The following is a 21,317-nucleotide window of genomic DNA, read 5'->3' as shown; positions in this document are numbered from 1 at the left end:
TTACCTCTACATACATGAATTTTTTTAATCCTAATCATTATAAACATTCGTTTTACTAATCTCAACACAAGATATATAGTAATTTTTAGTATAAAAACTGTTTTAGTACACAGATGGTAGGTGAACATAATGAGTATCCAAGGAAAAGCAAATGTATTAATGGTTATTGTCACAATGTTTTGGGGACTATCTTATACCTTTATGGTCATGGGGCTTGAAACATTGGCTGTTTATAATGTGGTGGCTTTGCGTTGTATCATTGCATTTTTAGTAGCAGGGCTTATTTTTTATAAACGGATGATTAAGGTAAATGGTAAGACTTTAAAATATGCAGCTATCCAAGGATTTTTATTATTTATTGTGTTCGCATTAAGCTTATTTGGCTTACAGTCCACTTCAGTTTCAAATGCAGGCTTCATTTTAAGCCTAACGGTTGTATTAGTGCCGATTTTCAGTAGCTTTATTGATAAAAGATTACCCTCCAGAGCTGTCAGCTTTGCGATTATTTGTACCATGATTGGTATTACAGTGTTAACGGCGCAAGGTTCGTTCTCCTTCCATAAAGGAGATTTGTTAGTAGCAATTGCTGCGCTATGCTATTCTATTTATTTACTTTTAAACAGTTCATTTACACGGAATGTGGAGTCCATTTCATATGGTATTTACCAACTAGGCTTCGCTGGCATTTATGCGCTGATCTTAACTTTATTATTTGAAACACCTACGTTACCAAATAATACGACATCTTGGATTGCTATTTTAGGACTTGGAATCATTTGTAGTGCGTTTTGTTTCGTTGGTCAAACTGTTGCACAACAGTATACTTCTGCTACACATACAGGTCTTATTTTTTCCCTAGAACCTATATTTGCAGCGATGTTTGCGATGATGTTCATCGGTGAAGGATTGACAGTGAAACTCGTTATTGGTGGTAGCTTTATTTTGATTGGTAATTTATTTGCCCAATTAGAGCATTTCCATGTATTGCGCTTTATTAAAAAAGATGCTCCAGAAAAAGTAATTCATTAAAAGAGGCTGGGACAGAACTCGATTATTTTGAAAATAGCGAAAATGATTAATAATTTCTCCACCTCACTGATTTAAATATTCTTTCCTAAATTAAAAAAATGCTAGACCAAATGTATTTTGGTCTAGCATTTTTTCTTTTTGTCTCAGCCTTTTCTCTTTATAAAAATCTTCTAAGTTGCTCAGCCTCATTCATGCGCTCTTGTCTTAAACGCTCTTCCTGCTCAGCAGCTGTTTCCGGGTGTTGTGATTGTAGGGTATCATAATCATCATCCCGTTCTGCAAATAATACGATACTACCCTGCTCTACAAGATGAGCATAGTAAGCGATTTGCCCTTCGGAAAGATTAAAGCGTTTTAAGCCTTCTGTTACAGCTGAATCACCTGTAAACCAAGATTTAAATTGGTCCACCCAGTTACCAGCCTCATGTGTGTGGACATCATCATCCCATTTCACATCCTCCAACTGCTGGGAATCCTTCGCAATAATATGGATATCCTCTTTATGGAAACCTTCTGTTCGCATATTTTCAAGAATATGAAGCATTTCGTCCCTTGTATGGGCCACTTCAATTTTTGGATTTTGTTCATTCATCATGTTCAATTCCTCCTAATTTGTATGGCTTACTAAATAATTACCCTGACAATGCGGAAACAAACTCTTTTTGCCGCTTCGTTACCAAACTGTAATAATTGTTACTATACTTTTATACAAGTACTCTTTTTGTCATAAAGAGATAGAAAATCTACAAAAAAGCATTCCCAAATTGTATGGGAATGCTTTTAAACCGTTTATTTGTCGAGGAAGGCTTTTAACATCCATGTATGCTTTTCAAGGGATTGGTACATCGCATTAAGTAAATCCTCTGTACGGTCGTCCCCTTCCTCTGCTGCTAGCTCCATTGTGGAATTCAATGCTTTCATGAGCTTTTGGAAATCCGAAATCGTCGTTGCTACCATTTCCTCCGTCGACTCATTTCCAGTTGCTTCCTCCACATAGGATAGCTCTAGATGTTCTTTTAAAGTCGCAACAGGCTTGCCATCCTTTGAAAGAATGCGTTCTGCAATTTCATCTAAATTCAACGTTGTTTCATTATACAATTCTTCAAATTTTGCATGCAGTGTAAAGAATGCGTGCCCTGTGACATACCAATGATAATTGTGCAGCTTTGTATAAAGCACAGACCATGTTGATACTAGCTTATTTAATTGTTTGTTTAAGTTTTGTGTCATAATTAATTCTCCTCCAATGTGTCAATTGTTCTAGCCTTTAGTATGCGTTACAAATGATGTTGGCTATACACACATTGTTCCCGACTAGCAATATTTCAAACATACTCCTACTTATATGTACTAAAAAACAGGACTCTTTCCTTTAAGAATATTTCAACTATTCTATTAAATTATTTCACTTTCCGAAATAGTTTCGTTATAATGAAATCACTTATATGTAAAGGGGTGTTTATAAATGGAAGTTTTACCATTACGAAAAGATGTTGCAGTTGAAGAAACGTGGGATTTAACTGATTTACTGAAAAATGATGCAGATTTTGAACCTACTTTAGCACAACTTGTAGAGGAAGCTCTTAGCTTTGAACAAACGTATCAAGGTTCCATTACAGATGCGCAAAAAGTTATTGATGTATTAACGGCTTTCGAAAATTTGCAAAAAAGTATCGTTCCAATTGGTACGTATGCGAGCTTAAACCTACAGGCAGATCGAACGGATGATGTAGCCCAAATGCGTGCTGCAAAATTTAGTACAGCTATCGGTAAAATAAGCAGTGCCTTATCATTCGTACGGAGTGAATTACTTGCTTTGGATGAAGGGGTACTACAAGAAGCAGCAACATTAAGCCCTCTTTACAAACATTATTTAGAGGAGTTATTAAAACGAAAACCTCATCAGCTACATCCAGAAGTTGAAAAAGCGCTTGCTGCCTTTAGTTCTACTTTTGATGCGCCATACGAAACGTATAATACGACGAAATTAGTAGATATGAATTTTGGTGAATTTGAAGCAGATGGTGAAAAGCATCCACTAAGCTTTGTCCTTTATGAAAATAATTGGGAGTTTGAAGCCAATACAGAAGTCCGCCGTGCTGCCTTTAAAGCTTTTTCAAGCAAGTTGAGCGATTATCAACATACAACAGCACAAGTTTACAACACACATATTCAACAAGAAAAAACAATGGCGGATCTACGAGGCTTTGATTCCATCTTTGATTATTTACTATTCGATCAAGATGTCGATCGCTCCATTTATAATCGTCAAATCGATTTGATTTCACAAGAGCTTGCCCCACATATGCGTCGATATGCAAAATTAATTCAAAAAGCGAATGGCATTGAGCACATGACATTTGCAGATTTAAAAATCGCTTTAGATTCTGCCTATGATCCAAAATTATCGATGGACGAAGCGAAAGAATATGTTGATAAATCATTAGCGGTTATGGGTGAAGACTACAATCACCTAATGGATAGAGCCTTCAAAGAACGTTGGATCGACTATGCACCAAATAAAGGGAAATCCACAGGGGCATTCTGTTCAAGCCCTTACGGTAGTCATCCTTATATTTTAATGTCATGGAATGAACGTATGAATGAAGTCTTTACACTCGTTCATGAGCTTGGTCATGCAGGACATTTTGCGAATACGTATGCGCATCAATCATATTTTAATAGTCGCCCTTCCCTATACTTTATTGAAGCACCATCAACTATGAATGAAATGCTGCTAGCGAATTATTTATTAACACACAATGAAGATGTGCGCTTTAAACGTTGGGTGATTTCAAATATTGTTTCTAAAACGTATTATCATAACTTTGTCACGCACTTACTGGAAGCCGCATACCAACGTAAAGTATATGAATTGGTAGACGCTGGTGAATCTGTCAACGCGAACATTTTAAACCAATTAAAACGTTCGGTGCTAGAAGATTTCTGGGGCGATGCAGTGGATATTACGGAAGGTGCTGAACTGACATGGATGCGTCAGCCTCATTATTATATGGGCCTTTACCCATACACTTATAGTGCGGGATTAACTATTTCAACACAAGTATCTCAGCGCATTTTAAAAGAAGGTGATACAGCTGTTGAAGAATGGTTAGCTGTCCTGCAGGCTGGCGGAACAAAATCCCCAGTGGAATTAGCACAAATGGCAGGCGTTGATATTACAACGGATCAACCACTTCGAGATACGATTGCCTATATCGGTCATTTAGTGGACGAGCTTGAGCGCCTCACACTAGAAATTGAGGCTGTCCAACAACCATAAATGCTCTAGAAAACGGTTCTGTGCTTGCAACGTACAGATCGTTTTCTTTTTTTAGTTCTAAGTGAAAACGTGCATACATATACTTGAATTAGGGCGTCCCTCCACACTTTTTAGATATTTCAAAATAGACAATCATTTTTCTTCATACAAAAGTACCGTTATTATTAATAGTACGCAAATTATTTAGCAATATACGATTAACAATTGTCAAAGGAAGTGTTCTAATTATGGTAAAACGTAATGATCCATGCCCATGCGGTAGCGGCAAAAAATATAAAAAATGTTGTGAAGGTAAACAGCAAGTAACAGTGGAAACAGTACAAATCGAAGAATTAGAGCGTGTGCTACAAACATTTTATTTAGAATACCCTGAGCGTAAAGATGTTCGTGCTTATATCGAGCATGTGGGCACATGGCAACCTAAATTAGAGAGCGTGCTGCAACGTGAGCTGATTGAAGCCATCGCTTTAGACGACTTTTTCTTCCATCAAGAGCCATCGATTTGGAAAAGTTATTTAAAGAAAACGAAGAAAAAAGCAGTAAGACCTTCTACAGTAAAAGTACTTGAAGACTGGTCTCACCCAGCATTATTCATTGGTACGGTATCTGTTGTTGAGGAAAATTATTTTAAAGCCAGTCATTTACTTACAAATGAAGAGCTTTATATTCGTCGTGAAAATGATAAACCAATTCCGGAAGGCATGCATGTCTTTGCCTTTATTTTACCGGATGGAACGAAGAAATTGTCACATTATTTAGCTGTGTCTACATTGATTTTCTTCCCTGAGGATCATCTAAAAGTATTTGAAGAATTCAAGAAAAACTTTGAAGCATCCGAGAAAAAGGTTGGAGCTTTCTTAAAAGAAGAACATCTTGCATTCTGGGAGTTACTTGTCTCCAACGGCTACAAAGGGGAAGAATTCACTAATTTTGAAAGCACAGTCCTAACACAAGTAAAAGAATTCTTGGAGCAAAATGATCGTGAAACAGCTCCAATGCTTGAGCTATTAGAGGACTATTTAATAGAAGGACAACCTACTGCGCGCAAGGAGGCGGCCATTGCTGCTGGTGCAATTCGTTATGGGCAGGAAAAAGAGCTCTTTGAATCTCTTTCTATGACGGTAAAAGAAATTGCTGCAACTTTTGATATTTCCGCTTCTTCACTTACAAAGTATTACCAAAATTTAAATAGCTATGTCGAAACAAAATAAACCTATAAAAGAAGCTACATTTATTAGCATTTGCTAATAAATGTAGCTTTTTCTAAACGTTACCTTATTATTTACTGTAAACTTTCAAAAGCTCTTCGCCTAAAAACTGTAGCTTTTCTCCAATTGAACAAGCTTCAATACAGAAGCGATGAGCTCCTGGTTTACCACGTTCTTTACGTAATTGCTGAATGACTAAGCAATCTGCGCAATACGTATCATGCAGTTCGTCTATATCCTTCATAACCGTCACTTTATCCATGTGAACTCTCGCTCCTTTCACGTCCAAAATTCACTTCCTACTATTATGAAGCGTTCATTTTGAACAAGCAACTATTTTGTTTATCCACTTCAGCAATTTTTTTCAAGTTCATAATTACTAGCACATAGATGTTTTACAGCGTATCCATGTTGTACAATTATATGGAAGTCAAATAGTAAAGTAGGGATGATATGTTAGAGGTTTATATAGATGCTGCTAGTGCAGGTAACCCTGGTCCAAGTGGTATTGGTATATTTATTAAAGGAGAAGGTCAACATATACAAATTAGTGAGTATATCGGGCTAACAAATAATCATATTGCTGAATTTACTGCTTTAGTCCGTGGACTCGAGGAAGCACAAAAGCTTAATTCTACACTTGTTTCCATTCGCTCTGATTCTAAAATCGTAGTCGCTTCTATGGAAAAAGAATATGTGAAAAACGAGGAATTTAAACCTTTTCTGGAAAAAGCATTATCGCTCGCCAACACCTTCGATTTATTTTTTATTAAATGGGTGCCTGATTCTCAAAACAAAGCTGCTGATGCATTGGCACGAAAAGCTATCCAAAACAATAATCATTAAACAATGCATGCCACAGGACTGTTTATCAATAACAGTCCTTTTTCTTTCCCCTTCTATTAAGATACTTAATATCCCCTGATCCATTATTTTTATGAAATCAATTTTCTTACAAAGATCATACTAAATTAGCTATAAAACGCATAAAATTTTCTGATTCATCTAAAACGATATTGACATCCATTATCCTCGGTGATATCCTTTAACACATTAGTAGTTTAGCAAACGAAAGCGATAGATTTATATAGGGGGAAATAAAGGATGAAACGTATATTAACTTTAGTTATGATGCTAACAGCTGTAATCGTTTTAGCAGCATGTGGCACATCAAAAGAAAAATCAGCAGAGAAAGACCAATCTTCAGCTGATCAAGAAACAATTATTATTGGTATTGACGATAAATTTGCACCAATGGGCTTCCGCGATGAAAAAAATGAAATCGTGGGATTCGATATTGATTTAGCACGCGCGGCAGCTGAGCATATGGGAGTAGAAGCTGAATTCCAACCAATCGACTGGAAAACGAAAGAGGCTGAATTACTCAGTGGACGTATTGATTTAATTTGGAACGGTTATACCATTACAGATGAGCGCAAAGAAAAAGTATTATTTACAAAGCCTTATCTTGAAAACTCTCAGGTGGTTATGACAAAAGCAGATTCTAAAATTGTGAAATTAAATGATTTAGCAGGCAAAGAAGTAGGTATTCAATCTCTTTCTTCTGCTGCAGATGCATTAAATAGTAACCCAATCCACAAAGAGGTAAAAACAATTACAGAATTCTCGGATAACGTTTTAGCTTTATCAGACTTAAAAACAGGTCGTGTTGATGCCGTAGTAATTGATGCTGTTGTAGCAGAATATTACATGACACAAGAGCCTGATACATTTAAATTATTAGAGGAATCACTTGCTCCCGAACAATACGGTATTGGTGTAAAACCAGGGAACGAAGCATTATTGGAAAAACTGCAAGCTGCATTAGACAAAATGAATGAAGACGGTACAGCAGCTGACATTTCTACAAAATGGTTCGGTGAGGATAAAGTATTAAAATAAGAACAGGATATTTTTTGTAAGAGTTTCCTCTGCGAAACTCTTACTCTTTTTGGAGGGACATCACTATGGCAGATTACTGGCAAACTATGATATGGCCGATGCTAGAAGGCGCAAAAATGACAGTTATATTGTTTTTCATCGCCATTCTTATATCGATTCCATTTGGCTTTTTACTAACACTCGCAGTGAAAAGTCGCATTAAACCACTTTCTTGGCTTGCACATACGTATATTTATATCATGCGTGGTACACCACTATTACTCCAATTATTATTAATTTGCTTTGGTCTACCAATGCTGCCAGTAATCGGTGAATATTTAGTATTAGATCGTTTTGTAGCAGCATGTCTTGGCTTTATTTTAAATTATGCTGCCTACTTTGCTGAAATTTTTCGTGGTGGTCTACTCGCCATCGATAAAGGACAATATGAGGCAGCACAAGTACTCGGTTTATCAAAATGGCAAACAACCACACGTGTCATTTTGCCACAAATGTTTCGCGTAGCATTACCAGCTTTATCGAATGAATCGGTTACGCTAATTAAGGACACAGCCCTACTCTATGCTGTAGCTGTTCCAGAATTACTGCATTTTGCGCAAACAGCCGTCAATCGTGACTTTACGATTGTACCTTTCTTTATTGCTGGAGCTATTTATTTAATCATGACGCTGATCTTGACCGTATTCTTTAAATGGCTAGAAAAACGTTTTAAATTTGAATAGAGGTGATCTATATGGCATTGATGGCAGTAACAAACTTAAAGAAATCTTTCAATCAAGTCGAGGTTCTTAAACAAATTTCATTTGCAGTGGAGAAGAACGATGTCATTGCGGTGATCGGTCCCTCTGGCTCTGGTAAAAGTACAATGCTTCGAAGCTTAATTCATTTAGAAGAAATTGATGGTGGTAGCATTTTAGTAGATGGTGATTATCTTGTGCAAGACGGCGTTTATGCCAAGCCTCAGGAAATAAAAAACCTGACAGCTAAAATGGGGATGGTTTTTCAACATTTTAACCTATTCCCCCACTTAACAGTCCAGCAAAACCTTGAAATGGCCCCTCGCTTATTAAAACAAGAATCAGCTGAAGCCATTTCGAGCCGTTGTCTAGATTTATTGAAAAAAATTGGACTATCCGAGAAGGCAAACGCTTTTCCAGCTAATTTATCTGGTGGTCAAAAGCAACGAGTTGCTATCGCCCGTGCTTTGATGATGAACCCTCAAATTTTATTATTTGACGAGCCAACATCTGCCTTAGATCCTGAGCTGACAGGAGAAGTATTAAAGGTCATGAAAAGCTTAGCTGAAGACCATATGACTATGATTGTCGTTACACATGAAATGGGCTTTGCGCGAGAAGTAGCCAATAAGGTAGTCTTTATGGATGATGGACAAATTATCGAATCCGACCACCCAGAAAACTTCTTCACGAACCCACAAAATGAACGGACAAAGGCATTTTTACAAAAGAACCTAAAATAAAAAGAGAGCGGACATAGCTGCTCTCTTTTCATTTCTTTATCAAGCTAAAGTTTCTCTCTTTAGGAACAACATGCTATTGAATAAATAATCTATCTTTTAACTATTATTCCAAAAGGTGTTTTTAAGAACATATTAATTATCGGATAATTTATATACTCTTGAAAAATATCAAATTTTTTTGATATGTTTATATATCTTTTTGTTTGTCTTTTTGCTTGTCTAAATAATAGATCCAACATGGAATTATCCATATCATATAAATCAGTTTCATGTTTTCGTTCAAAGGGTTCTGTTTTATTAAATATTGAGTAGTATGTTTTCAGTTTTGTATTTTTTTATTTAATTTTATAAAAGGGAAATATTATTGAATTAAAGAGAGACATTTAAGACTCTCTCAATAGTTGTGAACATGTTTTGAAAAATCTGTATTCTTTCATTAAAGGATTTCTTCTTAAATTGTATTGATTTTTAATTTCCCTATCTTTGAAGCTAGTTAAGTCGTCATTAAGTAATTAATTTGCTAGTATATCAAGTAATTCTTTTGATTCTTCTTTTGATAATTTAGTATATTTCATATCATTTTCTACCAGAGTTACTTGTTCTTTTGAATTTACATAGATTAAATAATAAGAAGACTTCAACTCCTTATCAGGGTCTATAAAATCAAAAGACATTCTATACTTTAATAGTCCAAATGAATCTTCACTTTTTTCTTTCCATTTAACTTTATTAAGAATTTTATTTATTACTGAAACTTGACCTTTATCTAGGATTTCTAAACTTTCTTTAAAATCTCCATTTTCATCAGCCATCTCTAAAATAATTTTCTTTGTATCATTAGAACATCCCACACATAAAAAAATCAATGCAAATGAAATAATAATTATTTTTTTCAACACATAAATACCCCCTTCTAATTGTATTTCTTATTAAATTTTAGCATCAGCTTATGAATTGAATAGCAACAAATTTAGCAATCCAAAAGATGCGTTTTATTGGATAGACCCTACTTTTGATAGTTACAAATTAGGTGGTGAAGTCAAAAATGGAATTCTAGCATGGAATGCGCTCCCTGAAATTAACTTTACGAAAAAAGTACCTACTGCATCTGGTGTAGAAGCAAGTATTGAATACTTAGATAAATACAATGGAAATATTTATGGTCAAAGTTTTGGTAATGGGAGAATCACTATTTATAAAAAATGGCGTGTAGAGTTAGATTCGACTCAGAGAACTGAAACCATAGTCCATGAAGTTGGTCATGAGGCTGGATTAGCTCACACACAAGAAAAGAATGATGAAATAGCAGTTATGAGAAGATTAGGCTTTAATAACAAAGCTTATCCTTTAAAAGATGACAAAGCCGGAATCGCAAAAAAATATTGAAAGGAAGGTTAAAAATGAATAAAAAAATTTTTGTATTTAGTGCCGGATTAATAGTTTTATTTAGTGGTAGTTTGCTTATTTCAGAAGGATTCTCTAAAGAAGATGCTAATGAAAATAAAATTATTTCAGAAGATTCTCCTTCAAAACCTAATAGAGTTGACGGTGAGGCTAAAACGGACGGCTTCACTGATTTCAATGAATTAGCAGAAAAATCACCTATTATTGTTAAAGGAATTAAACAAGAAGATGTACGAACAGAAGTATTTAAATCTAAAATAGATGAAGCAGTAATTGGCGGATATACAGTTGCCGATTTTGAAATTAATGAAGTTGTAAAAAACGCAACTACGAATGCTAAAATTAATTTAGAGCAAACTATTCCTATTGCAGAATTAAATTTTGAATCAGAAGGTACTATTTACAGTGTTAATGGATATGAAAAAATGAATACAGGTGATGAGTATTTACTGTTTCTAACAGACGAACAAGACGGAGTATTTGCTACAAGTGGAGTTACAGTTGGTAAAGTGCCATTGGACACTGATGGATTAGAAATTTACGAAGAAAATTTAGATGATTCAGAACTAGAATTAATTGAAAATATTTTTAATGAAGCTAGAATAGAATTCAATAACTAAATTGATATGTTAAATTTTCAAATCATTTAATAGAGAAAAAGGGTGTTACAAAAATTTCTTCATAATACGCTTTTTCTCTATTTTTAGTGGTTATTTAATTTCGTATTTTAAAGCTCATTAACTTCTAAATTAAACCCTTTAAATGAAACGATTCTTAAAGATCTTGTGTTTGTTTTCTCAAGATACTGTACCTTACAGAATAATGTTGGTTCTAGCCATATTACATCCCGTTCCACGCTGGTTACTATTTGATTAGCTATTTCTCTAAATGCTGTTTTCAGGTTTAAATCCAAACTCTACACTTGATACAGGTCTATATTTACTATTTGATTGAACACCTACAATCATTGTAAACGGATTTTCTTTATAACCTAATGTATTGATAAAGAAAATATTGATTGTGAAAATTGAGAGAGTCATTGTTTAAATTGTTTATTGTGATTAAACTTTAAGCAAAGTCACGTGCCAAGTTTAAAAAAGCATGGATGGCTGGCGATATCCATTTCTCTTCATGCCAAAACATTTGGGTGGCAAACGATGTCGCCGTCATATCCCATGGCAACGAGACCAGTTCACCCCTACTCAATTCTGCTGTCACAGCCATTTCAGGCAGGATGGCGATGCCCATTCCTATTTTCGCACATTGTTTAATCGCCTCCGCACTGTTAAATTCCAATTCGGTAATTCCTCCCATGCCCTTTTGTGAAAGACTCCGTTCAAAAAATGTACGATAGGAATACCCCTTTTCCGTCAATAGAAAGGTCTCCCCATTAAAATCTTCAATATCCAATTCAGTACGTGAAGCTAATGGATGATCGGGAGCTACCAAAATATAAAAGGGCTCATCCTGCATTTTTTCTCCGCAAAATCCCATCTCGCTTTTGTCCTCATCTAGCATAAAAATAATGTCCGCGTCCCCTTCGCGCAAACTCTGTTTCAAGTTCGAATGAGACAGCGGCTTAAAAATGAGCCGAATTCCTGGATATCGTAAGCGAAACAGACGCAGTACAGCAGGCAGGCGATACGTACACAACGTTTCATCTGCACTAATGACCAACGTCCCCGTCATTTCGCCAGATTGCTTAACGGCATGCTCCGCTTCTTCAATTTCACCCAATATACGGACTACATAATCTAGAAAACGTCTACCCGCATCGGTCAGAATTACTTTTTTCCCTAATCTATCCACCAGCTTAACACCGAGTTCTTCTTCTAATGCCTTCATTTGCATCGTAACCGTTGATGGAACATAGTTTTGCACCTCTGCAGTACGGCTAAAATTGAGTGTTGAAGCAAGTGTATAAAAGGTTTTTAATTGACGTAATTCCATGTTTTTTTCACCCCATAATTCAAAAAAAATGAACGTTTTATTCAAAAACGTTTCTTTGACTTCACAATAGCATTCTCGTAGAGTAATGACAAGAAAGACCATCTATCCCATCTTTAATTACGAAAAGGAGTTTTTCACATGAAAGATTATAAACTTTATGAACTGGGAGACATTCAGCTACAATCTGGTGACATACTGCCAAATGCTGTTCTCGCCTATAAAACATACGGGACACTAAATGCAGAAAAGAATAATGTCATAGTTTATCCCACATGGTTTGCAGGTTTGCATACCGATAATGAATGGTTAATCGGAACTGGTAAGGCACTGGACCCAGAAAAGTATTTTATCATCATACCAAATATGCTTGGCAATGGATTGTCCTCTTCTCCAAGTAATACACCAGCACCCTATCATCAAGCAAATTTCCCCCTCATTTCAATTTATGATAATGTGCGACTACAGCATCAATTGGTTACTCAGAAGTTTGGTATTAGCAAAATAGCACTCGTTGTTGGCTGGTCGTTAGGGGCTGTACAAACTTTTCAGTGGGGAGCAAGTTACCCTGATATGGTCGAACGAATCGCTCCATTCGGAGGAACTGCCATGACCAGACCCCATGCCAAGGTTGTATTTGAAGGAATGATTGCTGCCCTTCAAGCTGATTCTAGCTGGAAAAATGGTTTTTACACTCAGCAACCTAAAGTGGGATTGGCAGCCATGGGGCGCGTCTATGCAGCTTGGGGCTTCTCACAGGCTTATTATTTAGAACAGCTCTACCAGCAAGAAGGCTATGAAACACTGGAGGAATACCTCGTGGATTACTGGGATCAAGTGTTTTTAAGCTTTGACGCCAATGATCTGATCTCTATGTTACGTACTGGCATTACTGGAAATATTAGTGCCAATTCGACGTATGATGGCGATTTCGAGCTTGCATTAAGCAAGATTACAGCTCGTGCATTGGTCATGCCAGGAAGTACTGATCTCTTCTTTCCCCCAGAGGACAATAACTATGATGCACTACATATGCCAAATGCGTGCTTCCTCCCTATTGAATCGAAGTGGGGACATTGTGCAGGGATTGGACAGCATGAACCAGATTCTGAATTTATAGATAAAAATTTAAAAATTTTCCTTCTTGAATAAAAATTATCTTCCTCTTGACTTTCCCCTGCACGGGAAACTATATACTTCCATTATGATAGAGATTGGAGGTGATATTTTGTTTAAAATTAGTGTGTTTTCTAGGCTAAGCAAAGTATCCTTAAAAACATTGCGCTACTATGATCAAATCGGCCTATTAAAGCCAAGAAAGGTGGATCATGAAAACGGCTATCGGTACTACACGGCAGACCAGTTACTTGAAATTAATCGAATTTTTATTTATAAGGAATTAGGATTCACTTTGCCACAAATCATTCATTTGCTCCATGAGGATATTACATTAAAGGATATTCAAGGGATGTTTAAGCTGAAAAAAAATGAAATCCAACGCATTATCAATATGGAACAAGCCAAGCTTGCTCGGATTGAGGAACGTATGCAGCTTTTAGAAAATGAGGGGCAAGTGGAAACCGTACAAGAAATCAGGATTAAAGCTGAAGATGCCCAGCAGTTCCTTTCTTTGAAGGCGCACGGGAGAGAAGAAGACATTCCGGATCTATTTCGGACATTTAATCACATATTGCCAAAGGAAGCCCGCCAATTAGCTCAAAGTCCTCAGGTCGTTTTATGGAAAGAAATAGAGGACAAAGAAGATGAGTTCGAATTTGAAGTCGGTTATTTTTTAAGCCGGGAGCTCCCATTATATCCAGATACATTTAAATTACGAACCCTTCCTCCTGAGCCAATGATGGCCACCATGACCTTTCGCTCGGATTCTCATTTTGCAAGTACAGCCTGTGTAGATTTAGCTAAATGGATTGTAAAAAATAACTATCAGATTAAAGAAAACGAACCTGGTAGGGAAATATATTTACCGTTATCTACCTCACAGGGTGCGCAATTAATGGAAATACAGATTCCCATTATAGAGAGAAACTAAAAAGGCGGAGTGAATTGAGTTGAAAAATAATATGATTATCTATATATTAGCATTTGTTGTTTTTCTAATTGGAACTGTTGAGTACATTATTACAGGAGTAATTGAAATGATTGCCGTGGACTTTGGAGTAACCGTTTCTGAAGCTGGGTTATTGGTGACTGTATTTGCCCTCGCTGCGGCTATTATCGCGCCCATTCTAATCGCCCTCACGATCAACATGGACCGTAAAAAGTTACTCATTATAACTATAGGTGTGTTTATTGTCAGCAACGTACTAATGTTTATATGTCCTGCTTATAAAGCAGCTCTATGGATACGAATTATGCAAGGGATTAGCGGAGGAATTGCTACAGTGGTAGCCATGGCAGTAGCTACTCGACTAGTTGAAAAAGAGAAAAGAGGCCGTGCTATCGGTATTATTTTGATGGGTCTAAGTAGCTCACTCGTGCTTGGTGTTCCGATCGGCACCTTTTTTAGTGAGATGTTTGGATGGAGAGTTTTGTTTATTTTGATCGGTTTATTAACGATTCTCCCATTGCTGATCGTTTATAAGAGGGTTCCAGCAATCAAAGAAGAAGAAACGGTTACCCTTAGAATGCAGCTCTCTATTTTAAAAGATCCAAAAATTCTTACTGCTCTGGCAATTACTTTATTTTATATCGGTGGATACTCTACTCTATTCACGTATATTACGCCTTTCTTGCAAGCCACATCCACCCTTTCCATAACTGAAATTAGCGGCATTCTATTTCTAGCAGGAATTTGTAGCTTCATTGGATCAAGAATCGGCGGGCAATTAGCAGATGCAAAAGGTTCAAAATTCACCATTTATTTCGGACTGTTCTTACAGGGAGTAACCCTCCTTTTATTCACTCTAGCAGGTTTCAATCTCTTTGTTTTGATCTTGGTTCTAATGATATTTATGCTAGCAACTTGGAGTATTTCCCCTGCTCAGCAGTTATTTTTGGTCACTTTGGTACCTCGAAATCCAGACATTGCCCTAAGCATTAATACGTCCTTTATTCAATTTGGTTTTGCGCTAGGTTCTGGATTAGGCGGGCTTGTCATCAGCCATACTTCTGTCCTAAGTTTGAATTGGATAGGATTGGGTGCAGTAATCATTGCTTTATTTCTTGCCATCATGCTATTCAAAACATGGAGTAATGGAATTGAAACCTCCATTGTGCCTAAAGAAAAATATTAATTATCCCTGATATGCTCGATAAAAATAAGATGTTTTTCTACACAATGACAATACCTACTATTATTGATACAATTTAACAATAATTTTAATTAAAGGGGAATTCATTATGAAGAAAAAACTCATTTTTAGCACAGCACTATTATTTAGCCTTGGCTTAGCTGGATGTGGAGAGACCGCTACAAAGGATGCATCAACAAATGATTCTAAACAAGAAGCATCAGCACCAGCTGCAAAAGAAGAAGGTAAATTGACTGAAGAAAAATTCAAACAAATTAAAGATGGCATGACATACGAAGAAGTTGTAAAGATTGTTGGTGCTGAAGGTAATATTATGTCTGAAACAGGTTCAGCTGGTGAACCTCACCACACTGTTATGTATGAATTTGAAACAGATGGAGTCATGTCATCTTCTACAATGATGTTCCAAGGTGGTAAGTTAATCAATAAAGCACAATTTGGTGTTGAAACGTCTGATATCGAAATTACTCTTGAACAATTCAACAAGCTAGAAAATGGAATGTCAAAAGAACAAGTATTCGATATCCTTGGTGGTGAAGGTGCGGTTCTTTCTGAATCAGGGGATATCGTTATGTATACTTATAATGGTAAATCCTTAGGTGCCAATGCTTCATTAATGTTCCAAGGTGGTAAATTAATGAACAAAACCCAATTAGGATTAGAATAAAATCAAACCAGGTACTCATTTGAGTATCTGGTTATTTGGTTTTCCCTCTTCTTATTAAGCCATTTGTTCATCCAATCAGATTAGTGCATCTCTCAAACTTCGGTAGGTCATTGTCTCCCCTCATATAGCCCTAAATCATCAGAAAAAGACCATGTTAATCCCATTCTAAAAGAGTCTCCACATTGTTATTTTATTGACATCTAACTGTAATAATATGATGTTAAAATCATTTTCGTACAAAATTTTAACATTGTAGGAGGAAAGAAAGCATGAAGAGCAGTAAAAAGTATAGATGGGGCATGAAATTAGCGGCATTGGCATTAAGCTCATCCGTACTTTTTTCAACAGTAGAATCGGCATCAGCTGCGACCTATACCGTTCAATCTGGTGATTCTTTATGGAAGATTGCCAATCAGCACGGGGTATCCTATCAAACATTAATGAACTTAAATCATTTAACGTCTTCCAATATTTATATTGGACAAAAATTAACAATCAATCAACAACTTTCTACCCCACCGAACACGTCGTCCAAATTACTACAGGTCGCCAAGCAACAACTAGGTGTCAAATATACATTTGGTGGGATAAAACCCAGCACAGGCTTTGACTGCTCAGGCTATATCACATATGTCTTTAATCAAGCTGGTAAGTCAACAGCACGTAAAACGGCAGCAGGGTTTTATCAATCTGCAAAAAAAGTAAGATCACCTCAGGTCGGAGATATAGTGTTTTTTGCTAATACATATAAAGCAGGAATTTCTCATGCCGGCATCTATATTGGCAATAATCAAATGATCAATGCTAGTAATGAAGGCGTTACTATTGCTAATATCAATAACGCCTATTGGAAAAAACATTTCGTTGGCTATGGCCGTTTATAAAGCAAAAAACAGTTGGGTGCATCCCAACTGTTTTACTATATATTCACTACTTTTTTTGGCTTTATCTTGGCAAAACGTAAGAGATAAATGATAAAAACCACTCCTAATAATCCGGCTCCTGATAAGTAAACAGAAGCATATCCTGCCTGTACGGCTACCATTCCTAATATATAAGAACCTAGGGCAATACCAAGGTCAAACATCGTGAAATAGGTTGCTGTTGCGTAACCACTTCGTTGGATGGCTGTTGATTGAACAGCTAAAGCTTGTAAGCTAGTTGTCACCGCTCCATAGCCAAAGCCTACAAAAATAGCTGCACTTAAAAATAGGATGGGTCCTTCAACGAAGGCTAGCATGATAAGTCCGATAGCAAAAGAGATAATACCAGGAAGTATGACAAATTGTGGCCCCTTTGTATCATAAAGTTTTCCTGTATATGGGCGTGTAATTAACATAGCTGCTGCAAACACGGCATAAAAAAGACTTGCAACCGCCATTAAATCTTTCTGCTGTGCATAGACCGATAAAAATGATAAAACACTTGCATATGAAAAAGCTACTAAACTAGCGATTGCTGCTACGGGCAATGCCTTACGCTCAAATAAATCACGGAATGTGAACGTTAATTTCCCTTTATATGTTGGCTGCGGTAAATCGTCGGTATTAACCGTTAATGCTAAAATGCCCCCAGCTAGAATACAAATACTCATGACAATAAATAACACGTTAAAAGTGCTATATTGAATTAATAATAGGCCGATAAATGGCCCAATGACAACAGCTAGATTGGTAGACATCGTGAAATAACCTAAGCCTGCCCCTTTTCGCTTAGCTGGTACAATATCTGCAGCTAATGATCCTGCGGCTGTTGTAATAATACTAAAGAATATCCCCTGAATAAAACGAAGACCAAGTAAAAGTCCAAATGGATGTACGAATAAATATAAGACAGTACAAATAAAATAGCCGGCTATGGATCGCACTAGTAATTTTTTCTTCCCAAACACATCTAGTAATTTACCTGAAAACGGACGAACAATAATCGCTGAAAGTAAAAAACCTGACAATAATAAGCCAGCTTCCTTATCCGTTTGGTGTAGTTCACCGATGGCATAAAGCGGCAAAGTCGTTACAAGCCCATAGAAAACAAAAAAGACAGAGATATTTGTTAAAAAGAGACTAATGAACCGCTTTGTCCATATTTGTGTATTTTCCTCTTGCTGCATGTCAATCAACCTTTCATTTTTTCCAGTAAAATCATAAACTGCTGCTGTTCCTCAGCCGTAAGTGATCCTACCATTTCTTCCTCAAACGCTAAAATCGTTTCTGTAATGGCTGGTAAACGCTCGTTAGCCTGCGCAGTTAAGGTTACAATTTTTTCACGCTTATCCTCCCCGTCTAATCGTTCCACCCAGCCTAAAGATTCTAATCGTGTGATAGCTCTTGTGATGCTTGGCGCCTCTACATTTAAATATTTCCATATTTGAGTTAAGGTCATAGGACCGTTTTTATGTAAGCAATATAAAATGGTCCACTGTGAGCTATATAAATGATGCTGCTTCAAAACTTCATTTAAGCAGTTCGTTAAATACCGGCTTTTTTGGAATAAAGCATGGAATATTGGATTCATATGGTCTACCTCCTAAAATTATTTACCTAGCTAAATAAACTATACGCTTCATTTTTTTCTTTGTAAAGTAACTAATTTGGCAAAGGTTATTCTATGTTTGCAGGAAACTTTTTGCTTATGTCGAATTAAGCAAGGAGATTCACAATGAAAAGGAGATGGAATCATGGGGAAAAAGGTTTTAATACTAGCAGGAGATGCAGTAGAAGCTTTAGAGATTTTTTATCCTTATTATCGTTGTCTAGAGGCAGGTTTTGATGTCACAATTGCTGCACCATCCGCAAAGAAATTACAAACTGTATTACATGACTTTGTAGAGGGCGTCGATACGTATATTGAGCGTCCTGCCTATGGCTTAGAGGCGCATGCTTCTTTTGCAGATGTTGATCCATCACAATTTGATGGATTAATAATTCCAGGTGGTAGGGCGCCAGAATATATCCGTTTAAATGAACATGTACCGACACTTGTTAGCCATTTCTTTGAAACCAATAAACCGATTGCCGCTGTTTGTCACGCAGCGCAAATTTTTGCAACCATCCCCGATATACTAAAAGGGCGCGAACTGACAGCCTATATTGCTTGTAAGCCTGAAGTTCAAGTAGTAGGAGCCACTTATATTGATGCCAATCTTCACACAGATGGAAACTTAATAAGCGGACATGCTTGGCCAGATTTACCAGGGCTTATGCGTGAATTTATTCAAAAATTAGAGGGATAAGCATTGAGGATGCCTGAGTATAGGCATCCCCTTTTTTATGACTGGCTTTCCTGTAATTCAATTTTTTCTACTTCTTGCGTTGAGGTTAGATAGCTAATTCTTACATGAACTCCAAATTCTTTGTCAGGTTGCTTGAGCCAAAGCTTAAATTTTTCAATGGTTGACGCCCCATGTACTTCCTTGCCCTCATGTAAATAATCCACAATCTTTGCATGAGGATACTTCCCCTTCACTTCTTCTACCGCCAGCTTTCCCCACTTCGCATAGGCAGGTGTTTCTTGCTGTGCCAAAACCATCTCAGGGATATGTAATGGCACGGCAAACAGAAGTCCAAGCATTACATACACTTTTTTCACAGAAAACCCTCCTCATTAGACGGTATAGAATGATGAACTAAGTAAAAAATAAGAGCTCCAAAAGCTTTTACTTATGGAGCTGGAGTGTTTATTGTTTTGGCTGTTGAGGATTATTGTGAATGACTTGGTTGAACTCTGCTGAGTATTCTTCCCGATCATTCTTTTTATGTGTATCCTCTTTCTTTTTCTTTTTAAAGCTTGTTTTTCTTTTCTTCGCCATTGCTCACACCTCCAAATAATAATTAATTCTTTTTATTGGATTGTTGATTTTTATCATGATTCGTTTTATTGTTTTTATTTTTGGCCTTCGCATCAAAATCTGCCGCGAACTCCTCGTTCAAGTTGTCATTCGGGTTGTTATTATTACTATTACTTCTATCGAGGTCTTTGCTTTTGTAGGTGCCAAAAGGATTATGCGTTCTGGCATTCATTGTTTTTTTGCTGTTTTTATTATTACGGTTGCCCACAGTTATCACCTCCTACATATAATTTGCTCAGGTACTACCGTTTATATGAGATCTTTTTTTCGGGCATTTTTGTAAAAAAAAAAATGACCATGACTAACTCAAGTTAGTCATGGTCATTCTTATCTGTCTTTAGACAATTGTATATTCCGTTATATTTAGTAATGCTCCCACAGCTCCAGAAAAGCCATGATCATTAATAAAGACAGGTGTATGCTTTTTCGTGCGTGTATAATTGGCGATTACGCGGGCAAGATGTTCATTATTACTGAGAGTCGATCCAATATAGACGATATGCTGTGTATTTTTTTCCTCGGCATATTGAATACTTAATGTTGTAATCACTTCGCCAACAAGTCCCTGTACAGTGGCAATAATATCCTCAGCAGGATGCTTCAATGATTGTGTAATGCCCACTTTACCAAAATTACTGGCAGTTAAATGACCATCAATCGGTGTGTCCATTCCTTGATAAATGTCCTTGACCAATAAATCGATACCTTCTCGATTACCATTAGCAGCCATTTCACGAATTTCATTATAGTCTGTAATGCCTGTTGTAAGCGCTGACAATCCTATTAATGTACCGCCACCAACGCCTGTCCCACCAACGCGTATATGCGTATTATCTTCCATATAATGTATAGAAGTTCCCGTTCCGATATTAGTAATCATACTACGTTCAAACAAGTAGCCTTCTTTATTTAATAAAAAACGAACACCTTTTAATGTAGCTTCAAATTCTACTATATAATGAATCGATTTCATTGTTTTAATGACATCAAGTAATTGTTCTGTACGTCCCCCCGTCACACCAATATCCTCAATATCTGGATGATCAATAATCCAATTTTTCACAGATAGCAAATCATTTGACGGGAAGGTTGTTAGAATAAGTTCATTTTCTTCGTCTAAATAAGCAACCTTTGTCAATGTGCCACCTACATCAATACCTATAGCCTTTGGCATACTATTCTCCTTTGTGTTTATTACGTAATCTCATATACCTAATGACCATTACGCTAGTAGTCAGGCAACTATTTAAGTTTCATGCCTTCATTGGTGTCAAGGAT

27 protein-coding genes are annotated in these 21,317 nt (G+C 36.6%); 15 read left to right on the top strand and 12 right to left on the bottom strand.

Going from position 1 to position 21,317, the window contains the following annotated elements; genetic code table 11:
- Positions 1-129: 129 nt before the first annotated feature.
- Positions 130-1,029 (top strand): DMT family transporter, encoded by a 900-nt coding sequence (locus tag MKY88_RS08300; protein WP_193831520.1) that lies wholly within the window; start codon positions 130-132, stop codon positions 1,027-1,029.
- A gap of 157 nt (positions 1,030-1,186) precedes the next feature.
- Here MKY88_RS08300 and MKY88_RS08295 read toward each other — a convergent pair whose 3' ends face one another.
- On the bottom strand, positions 1,187-1,624 hold the full coding sequence (locus MKY88_RS08295) for a general stress protein (protein WP_069480839.1): 438 nt from the start codon (positions 1,622-1,624) through the stop codon (positions 1,187-1,189).
- Between the two features lie 194 nt (positions 1,625-1,818).
- Positions 1,819-2,259: a Dps family protein gene (locus MKY88_RS08290; protein WP_025115051.1), complete on the bottom strand. Its 441-nt coding sequence runs from the start codon at positions 2,257-2,259 to the stop codon at positions 1,819-1,821.
- 235 nt (positions 2,260-2,494) lie between these two features.
- On the opposite strand from MKY88_RS08290, the gene pepF reads away from it, so the two are divergent.
- Positions 2,495-4,312 (top strand): oligoendopeptidase F, encoded by a 1,818-nt coding sequence (pepF, locus tag MKY88_RS08285; RefSeq protein WP_340813384.1) that lies wholly within the window; start codon positions 2,495-2,497, stop codon positions 4,310-4,312.
- Between the two features lie 227 nt (positions 4,313-4,539).
- Positions 4,540-5,523, top strand: coding sequence for an SEC-C domain-containing protein (locus MKY88_RS08280; protein WP_340813383.1), 984 nt, complete (start codon positions 4,540-4,542; stop codon positions 5,521-5,523).
- 67 nt (positions 5,524-5,590) lie between these two features.
- Here MKY88_RS08280 and MKY88_RS08275 read toward each other — a convergent pair whose 3' ends face one another.
- A complete protein-coding gene (locus tag MKY88_RS08275; RefSeq protein WP_012293843.1) occupies positions 5,591-5,782 on the bottom strand; it encodes a zinc-finger domain-containing protein in 192 nt (63 codons plus the stop codon).
- A gap of 191 nt (positions 5,783-5,973) precedes the next feature.
- On the opposite strand from MKY88_RS08275, the gene MKY88_RS08270 reads away from it, so the two are divergent.
- The 4 genes from MKY88_RS08270 (at position 5,974) to MKY88_RS08255 (ending at position 8,902) form a co-directional block, all read left to right on the top strand.
- Complete coding sequence (locus tag MKY88_RS08270; protein ID WP_069480836.1) at positions 5,974-6,366, top strand: ribonuclease HI family protein; 393 nt, start codon at positions 5,974-5,976, stop codon at positions 6,364-6,366.
- 258 nt (positions 6,367-6,624) lie between these two features.
- On the top strand, positions 6,625-7,422 hold the full coding sequence (locus MKY88_RS08265) for an amino acid ABC transporter substrate-binding protein (protein ID WP_258268292.1): 798 nt from the start codon (positions 6,625-6,627) through the stop codon (positions 7,420-7,422).
- Positions 7,423-7,487: 65 nt separating this feature from the next.
- The gene (locus tag MKY88_RS08260) at positions 7,488-8,144 is read left to right on the top strand and encodes an amino acid ABC transporter permease (RefSeq protein ID WP_008181970.1); all 657 of its coding nucleotides are present in this window, start codon (positions 7,488-7,490) and stop codon (positions 8,142-8,144) included.
- Positions 8,145-8,155: 11 nt separating this feature from the next.
- Positions 8,156-8,902, top strand: coding sequence for an amino acid ABC transporter ATP-binding protein (locus MKY88_RS08255; protein WP_069480834.1), 747 nt, complete (start codon positions 8,156-8,158; stop codon positions 8,900-8,902).
- An 89-nt stretch (positions 8,903-8,991) separates the two neighbouring features.
- Here the strand turns inward: MKY88_RS08255 and MKY88_RS24545 are convergent, their stop codons facing one another.
- Positions 8,992-9,225 (bottom strand): phage lytic cycle repressor MrpR family protein, encoded by a 234-nt coding sequence (locus tag MKY88_RS24545; protein ID WP_373568335.1) that lies wholly within the window; start codon positions 9,223-9,225, stop codon positions 8,992-8,994.
- A gap of 189 nt (positions 9,226-9,414) precedes the next feature.
- Positions 9,415-9,801 (bottom strand): hypothetical protein, encoded by a 387-nt coding sequence (locus MKY88_RS08250; protein ID WP_340813380.1) that lies wholly within the window; start codon positions 9,799-9,801, stop codon positions 9,415-9,417.
- A 55-nt stretch (positions 9,802-9,856) separates the two neighbouring features.
- Between MKY88_RS08250 and MKY88_RS08245 the strand changes: the two genes are divergently transcribed.
- Together MKY88_RS08245 and MKY88_RS08240 are read left to right on the top strand one after the other, a co-directional pair.
- The gene (locus MKY88_RS08245; RefSeq protein WP_340813379.1) at positions 9,857-10,288 is read left to right on the top strand and encodes a matrixin family metalloprotease; all 432 of its coding nucleotides are present in this window, start codon (positions 9,857-9,859) and stop codon (positions 10,286-10,288) included.
- A 14-nt stretch (positions 10,289-10,302) separates the two neighbouring features.
- Positions 10,303-10,926, top strand: a complete 624-nt coding sequence (locus MKY88_RS08240) for a hypothetical protein (RefSeq protein WP_340813378.1) — start codon at positions 10,303-10,305, stop codon at positions 10,924-10,926.
- Positions 10,927-11,374: 448 nt separating this feature from the next.
- Here MKY88_RS08240 and MKY88_RS08235 read toward each other — a convergent pair whose 3' ends face one another.
- Positions 11,375-12,256, bottom strand: coding sequence for a LysR family transcriptional regulator (locus MKY88_RS08235; RefSeq protein WP_340813377.1), 882 nt, complete (start codon positions 12,254-12,256; stop codon positions 11,375-11,377).
- Between the two features lie 138 nt (positions 12,257-12,394).
- On the opposite strand from MKY88_RS08235, the gene MKY88_RS08230 reads away from it, so the two are divergent.
- The 5 genes from MKY88_RS08230 (at position 12,395) to MKY88_RS08210 (ending at position 17,076) form a co-directional block, all read left to right on the top strand.
- The gene (locus MKY88_RS08230) at positions 12,395-13,405 is read left to right on the top strand and encodes an alpha/beta fold hydrolase (RefSeq protein WP_340813376.1); all 1,011 of its coding nucleotides are present in this window, start codon (positions 12,395-12,397) and stop codon (positions 13,403-13,405) included.
- Positions 13,406-13,481: 76 nt separating this feature from the next.
- Complete coding sequence (locus MKY88_RS08225; protein ID WP_340813375.1) at positions 13,482-14,303, top strand: MerR family transcriptional regulator; 822 nt, start codon at positions 13,482-13,484, stop codon at positions 14,301-14,303.
- 19 nt (positions 14,304-14,322) lie between these two features.
- On the top strand, positions 14,323-15,507 hold the full coding sequence (locus MKY88_RS08220) for an MFS transporter (RefSeq protein WP_340813374.1): 1,185 nt from the start codon (positions 14,323-14,325) through the stop codon (positions 15,505-15,507).
- A gap of 106 nt (positions 15,508-15,613) precedes the next feature.
- Complete coding sequence (locus MKY88_RS08215; RefSeq protein WP_340813373.1) at positions 15,614-16,192, top strand: DUF3862 domain-containing protein; 579 nt, start codon at positions 15,614-15,616, stop codon at positions 16,190-16,192.
- A gap of 269 nt (positions 16,193-16,461) precedes the next feature.
- Positions 16,462-17,076 (top strand): C40 family peptidase, encoded by a 615-nt coding sequence (locus MKY88_RS08210; RefSeq protein ID WP_328202157.1) that lies wholly within the window; start codon positions 16,462-16,464, stop codon positions 17,074-17,076.
- A 35-nt stretch (positions 17,077-17,111) separates the two neighbouring features.
- On the opposite strand, the gene MKY88_RS08205 is transcribed toward MKY88_RS08210, so the two are convergent.
- Both MKY88_RS08205 and MKY88_RS08200 read right to left on the bottom strand, forming a co-directional pair.
- Positions 17,112-18,302: an MFS transporter gene (locus MKY88_RS08205; protein WP_340813372.1), complete on the bottom strand. Its 1,191-nt coding sequence runs from the start codon at positions 18,300-18,302 to the stop codon at positions 17,112-17,114.
- 5 nt (positions 18,303-18,307) lie between these two features.
- On the bottom strand, positions 18,308-18,706 hold the full coding sequence (locus MKY88_RS08200; RefSeq protein WP_258268282.1) for a MarR family winged helix-turn-helix transcriptional regulator: 399 nt from the start codon (positions 18,704-18,706) through the stop codon (positions 18,308-18,310).
- Between the two features lie 163 nt (positions 18,707-18,869).
- On the opposite strand from MKY88_RS08200, the gene MKY88_RS08195 reads away from it, so the two are divergent.
- Positions 18,870-19,424 carry a DJ-1/PfpI family protein gene (locus MKY88_RS08195; protein WP_340813371.1) on the top strand — a complete coding sequence of 185 codons (555 nt, stop codon included), beginning with the start codon at positions 18,870-18,872 and terminating at the stop codon, positions 19,422-19,424.
- Positions 19,425-19,459: 35 nt separating this feature from the next.
- On the opposite strand, the gene MKY88_RS08190 is transcribed toward MKY88_RS08195, so the two are convergent.
- The 4 genes from MKY88_RS08190 to coaW form a co-directional block, all read right to left on the bottom strand.
- Complete coding sequence (locus MKY88_RS08190) at positions 19,460-19,780, bottom strand: DUF3889 domain-containing protein (RefSeq protein ID WP_244294731.1); 321 nt, start codon at positions 19,778-19,780, stop codon at positions 19,460-19,462.
- An 88-nt stretch (positions 19,781-19,868) separates the two neighbouring features.
- Positions 19,869-20,000 (bottom strand): hypothetical protein, encoded by a 132-nt coding sequence (locus MKY88_RS08185; RefSeq protein ID WP_004269370.1) that lies wholly within the window; start codon positions 19,998-20,000, stop codon positions 19,869-19,871.
- A 22-nt stretch (positions 20,001-20,022) separates the two neighbouring features.
- Positions 20,023-20,247, bottom strand: coding sequence for a hypothetical protein (locus tag MKY88_RS08180; RefSeq protein ID WP_340813369.1), 225 nt, complete (start codon positions 20,245-20,247; stop codon positions 20,023-20,025).
- Between the two features lie 129 nt (positions 20,248-20,376).
- Positions 20,377-21,213 (bottom strand): type II pantothenate kinase, encoded by an 837-nt coding sequence (coaW, locus tag MKY88_RS08175; RefSeq protein ID WP_340813368.1) that lies wholly within the window; start codon positions 21,211-21,213, stop codon positions 20,377-20,379.
- Positions 21,214-21,317 lie beyond the last annotated feature (104 nt).

The sequence above is a fragment of the Lysinibacillus sp. FSL R7-0073 genome, from assembly GCF_038009065.1.
GTDB lineage: Bacteria > Bacillota > Bacilli > Bacillales_A > Planococcaceae > Lysinibacillus > Lysinibacillus fusiformis.
The sequence above is the reverse complement of the archived record's forward strand: the minus strand, read 5'-3'. Positions and strand labels throughout refer to the sequence as shown.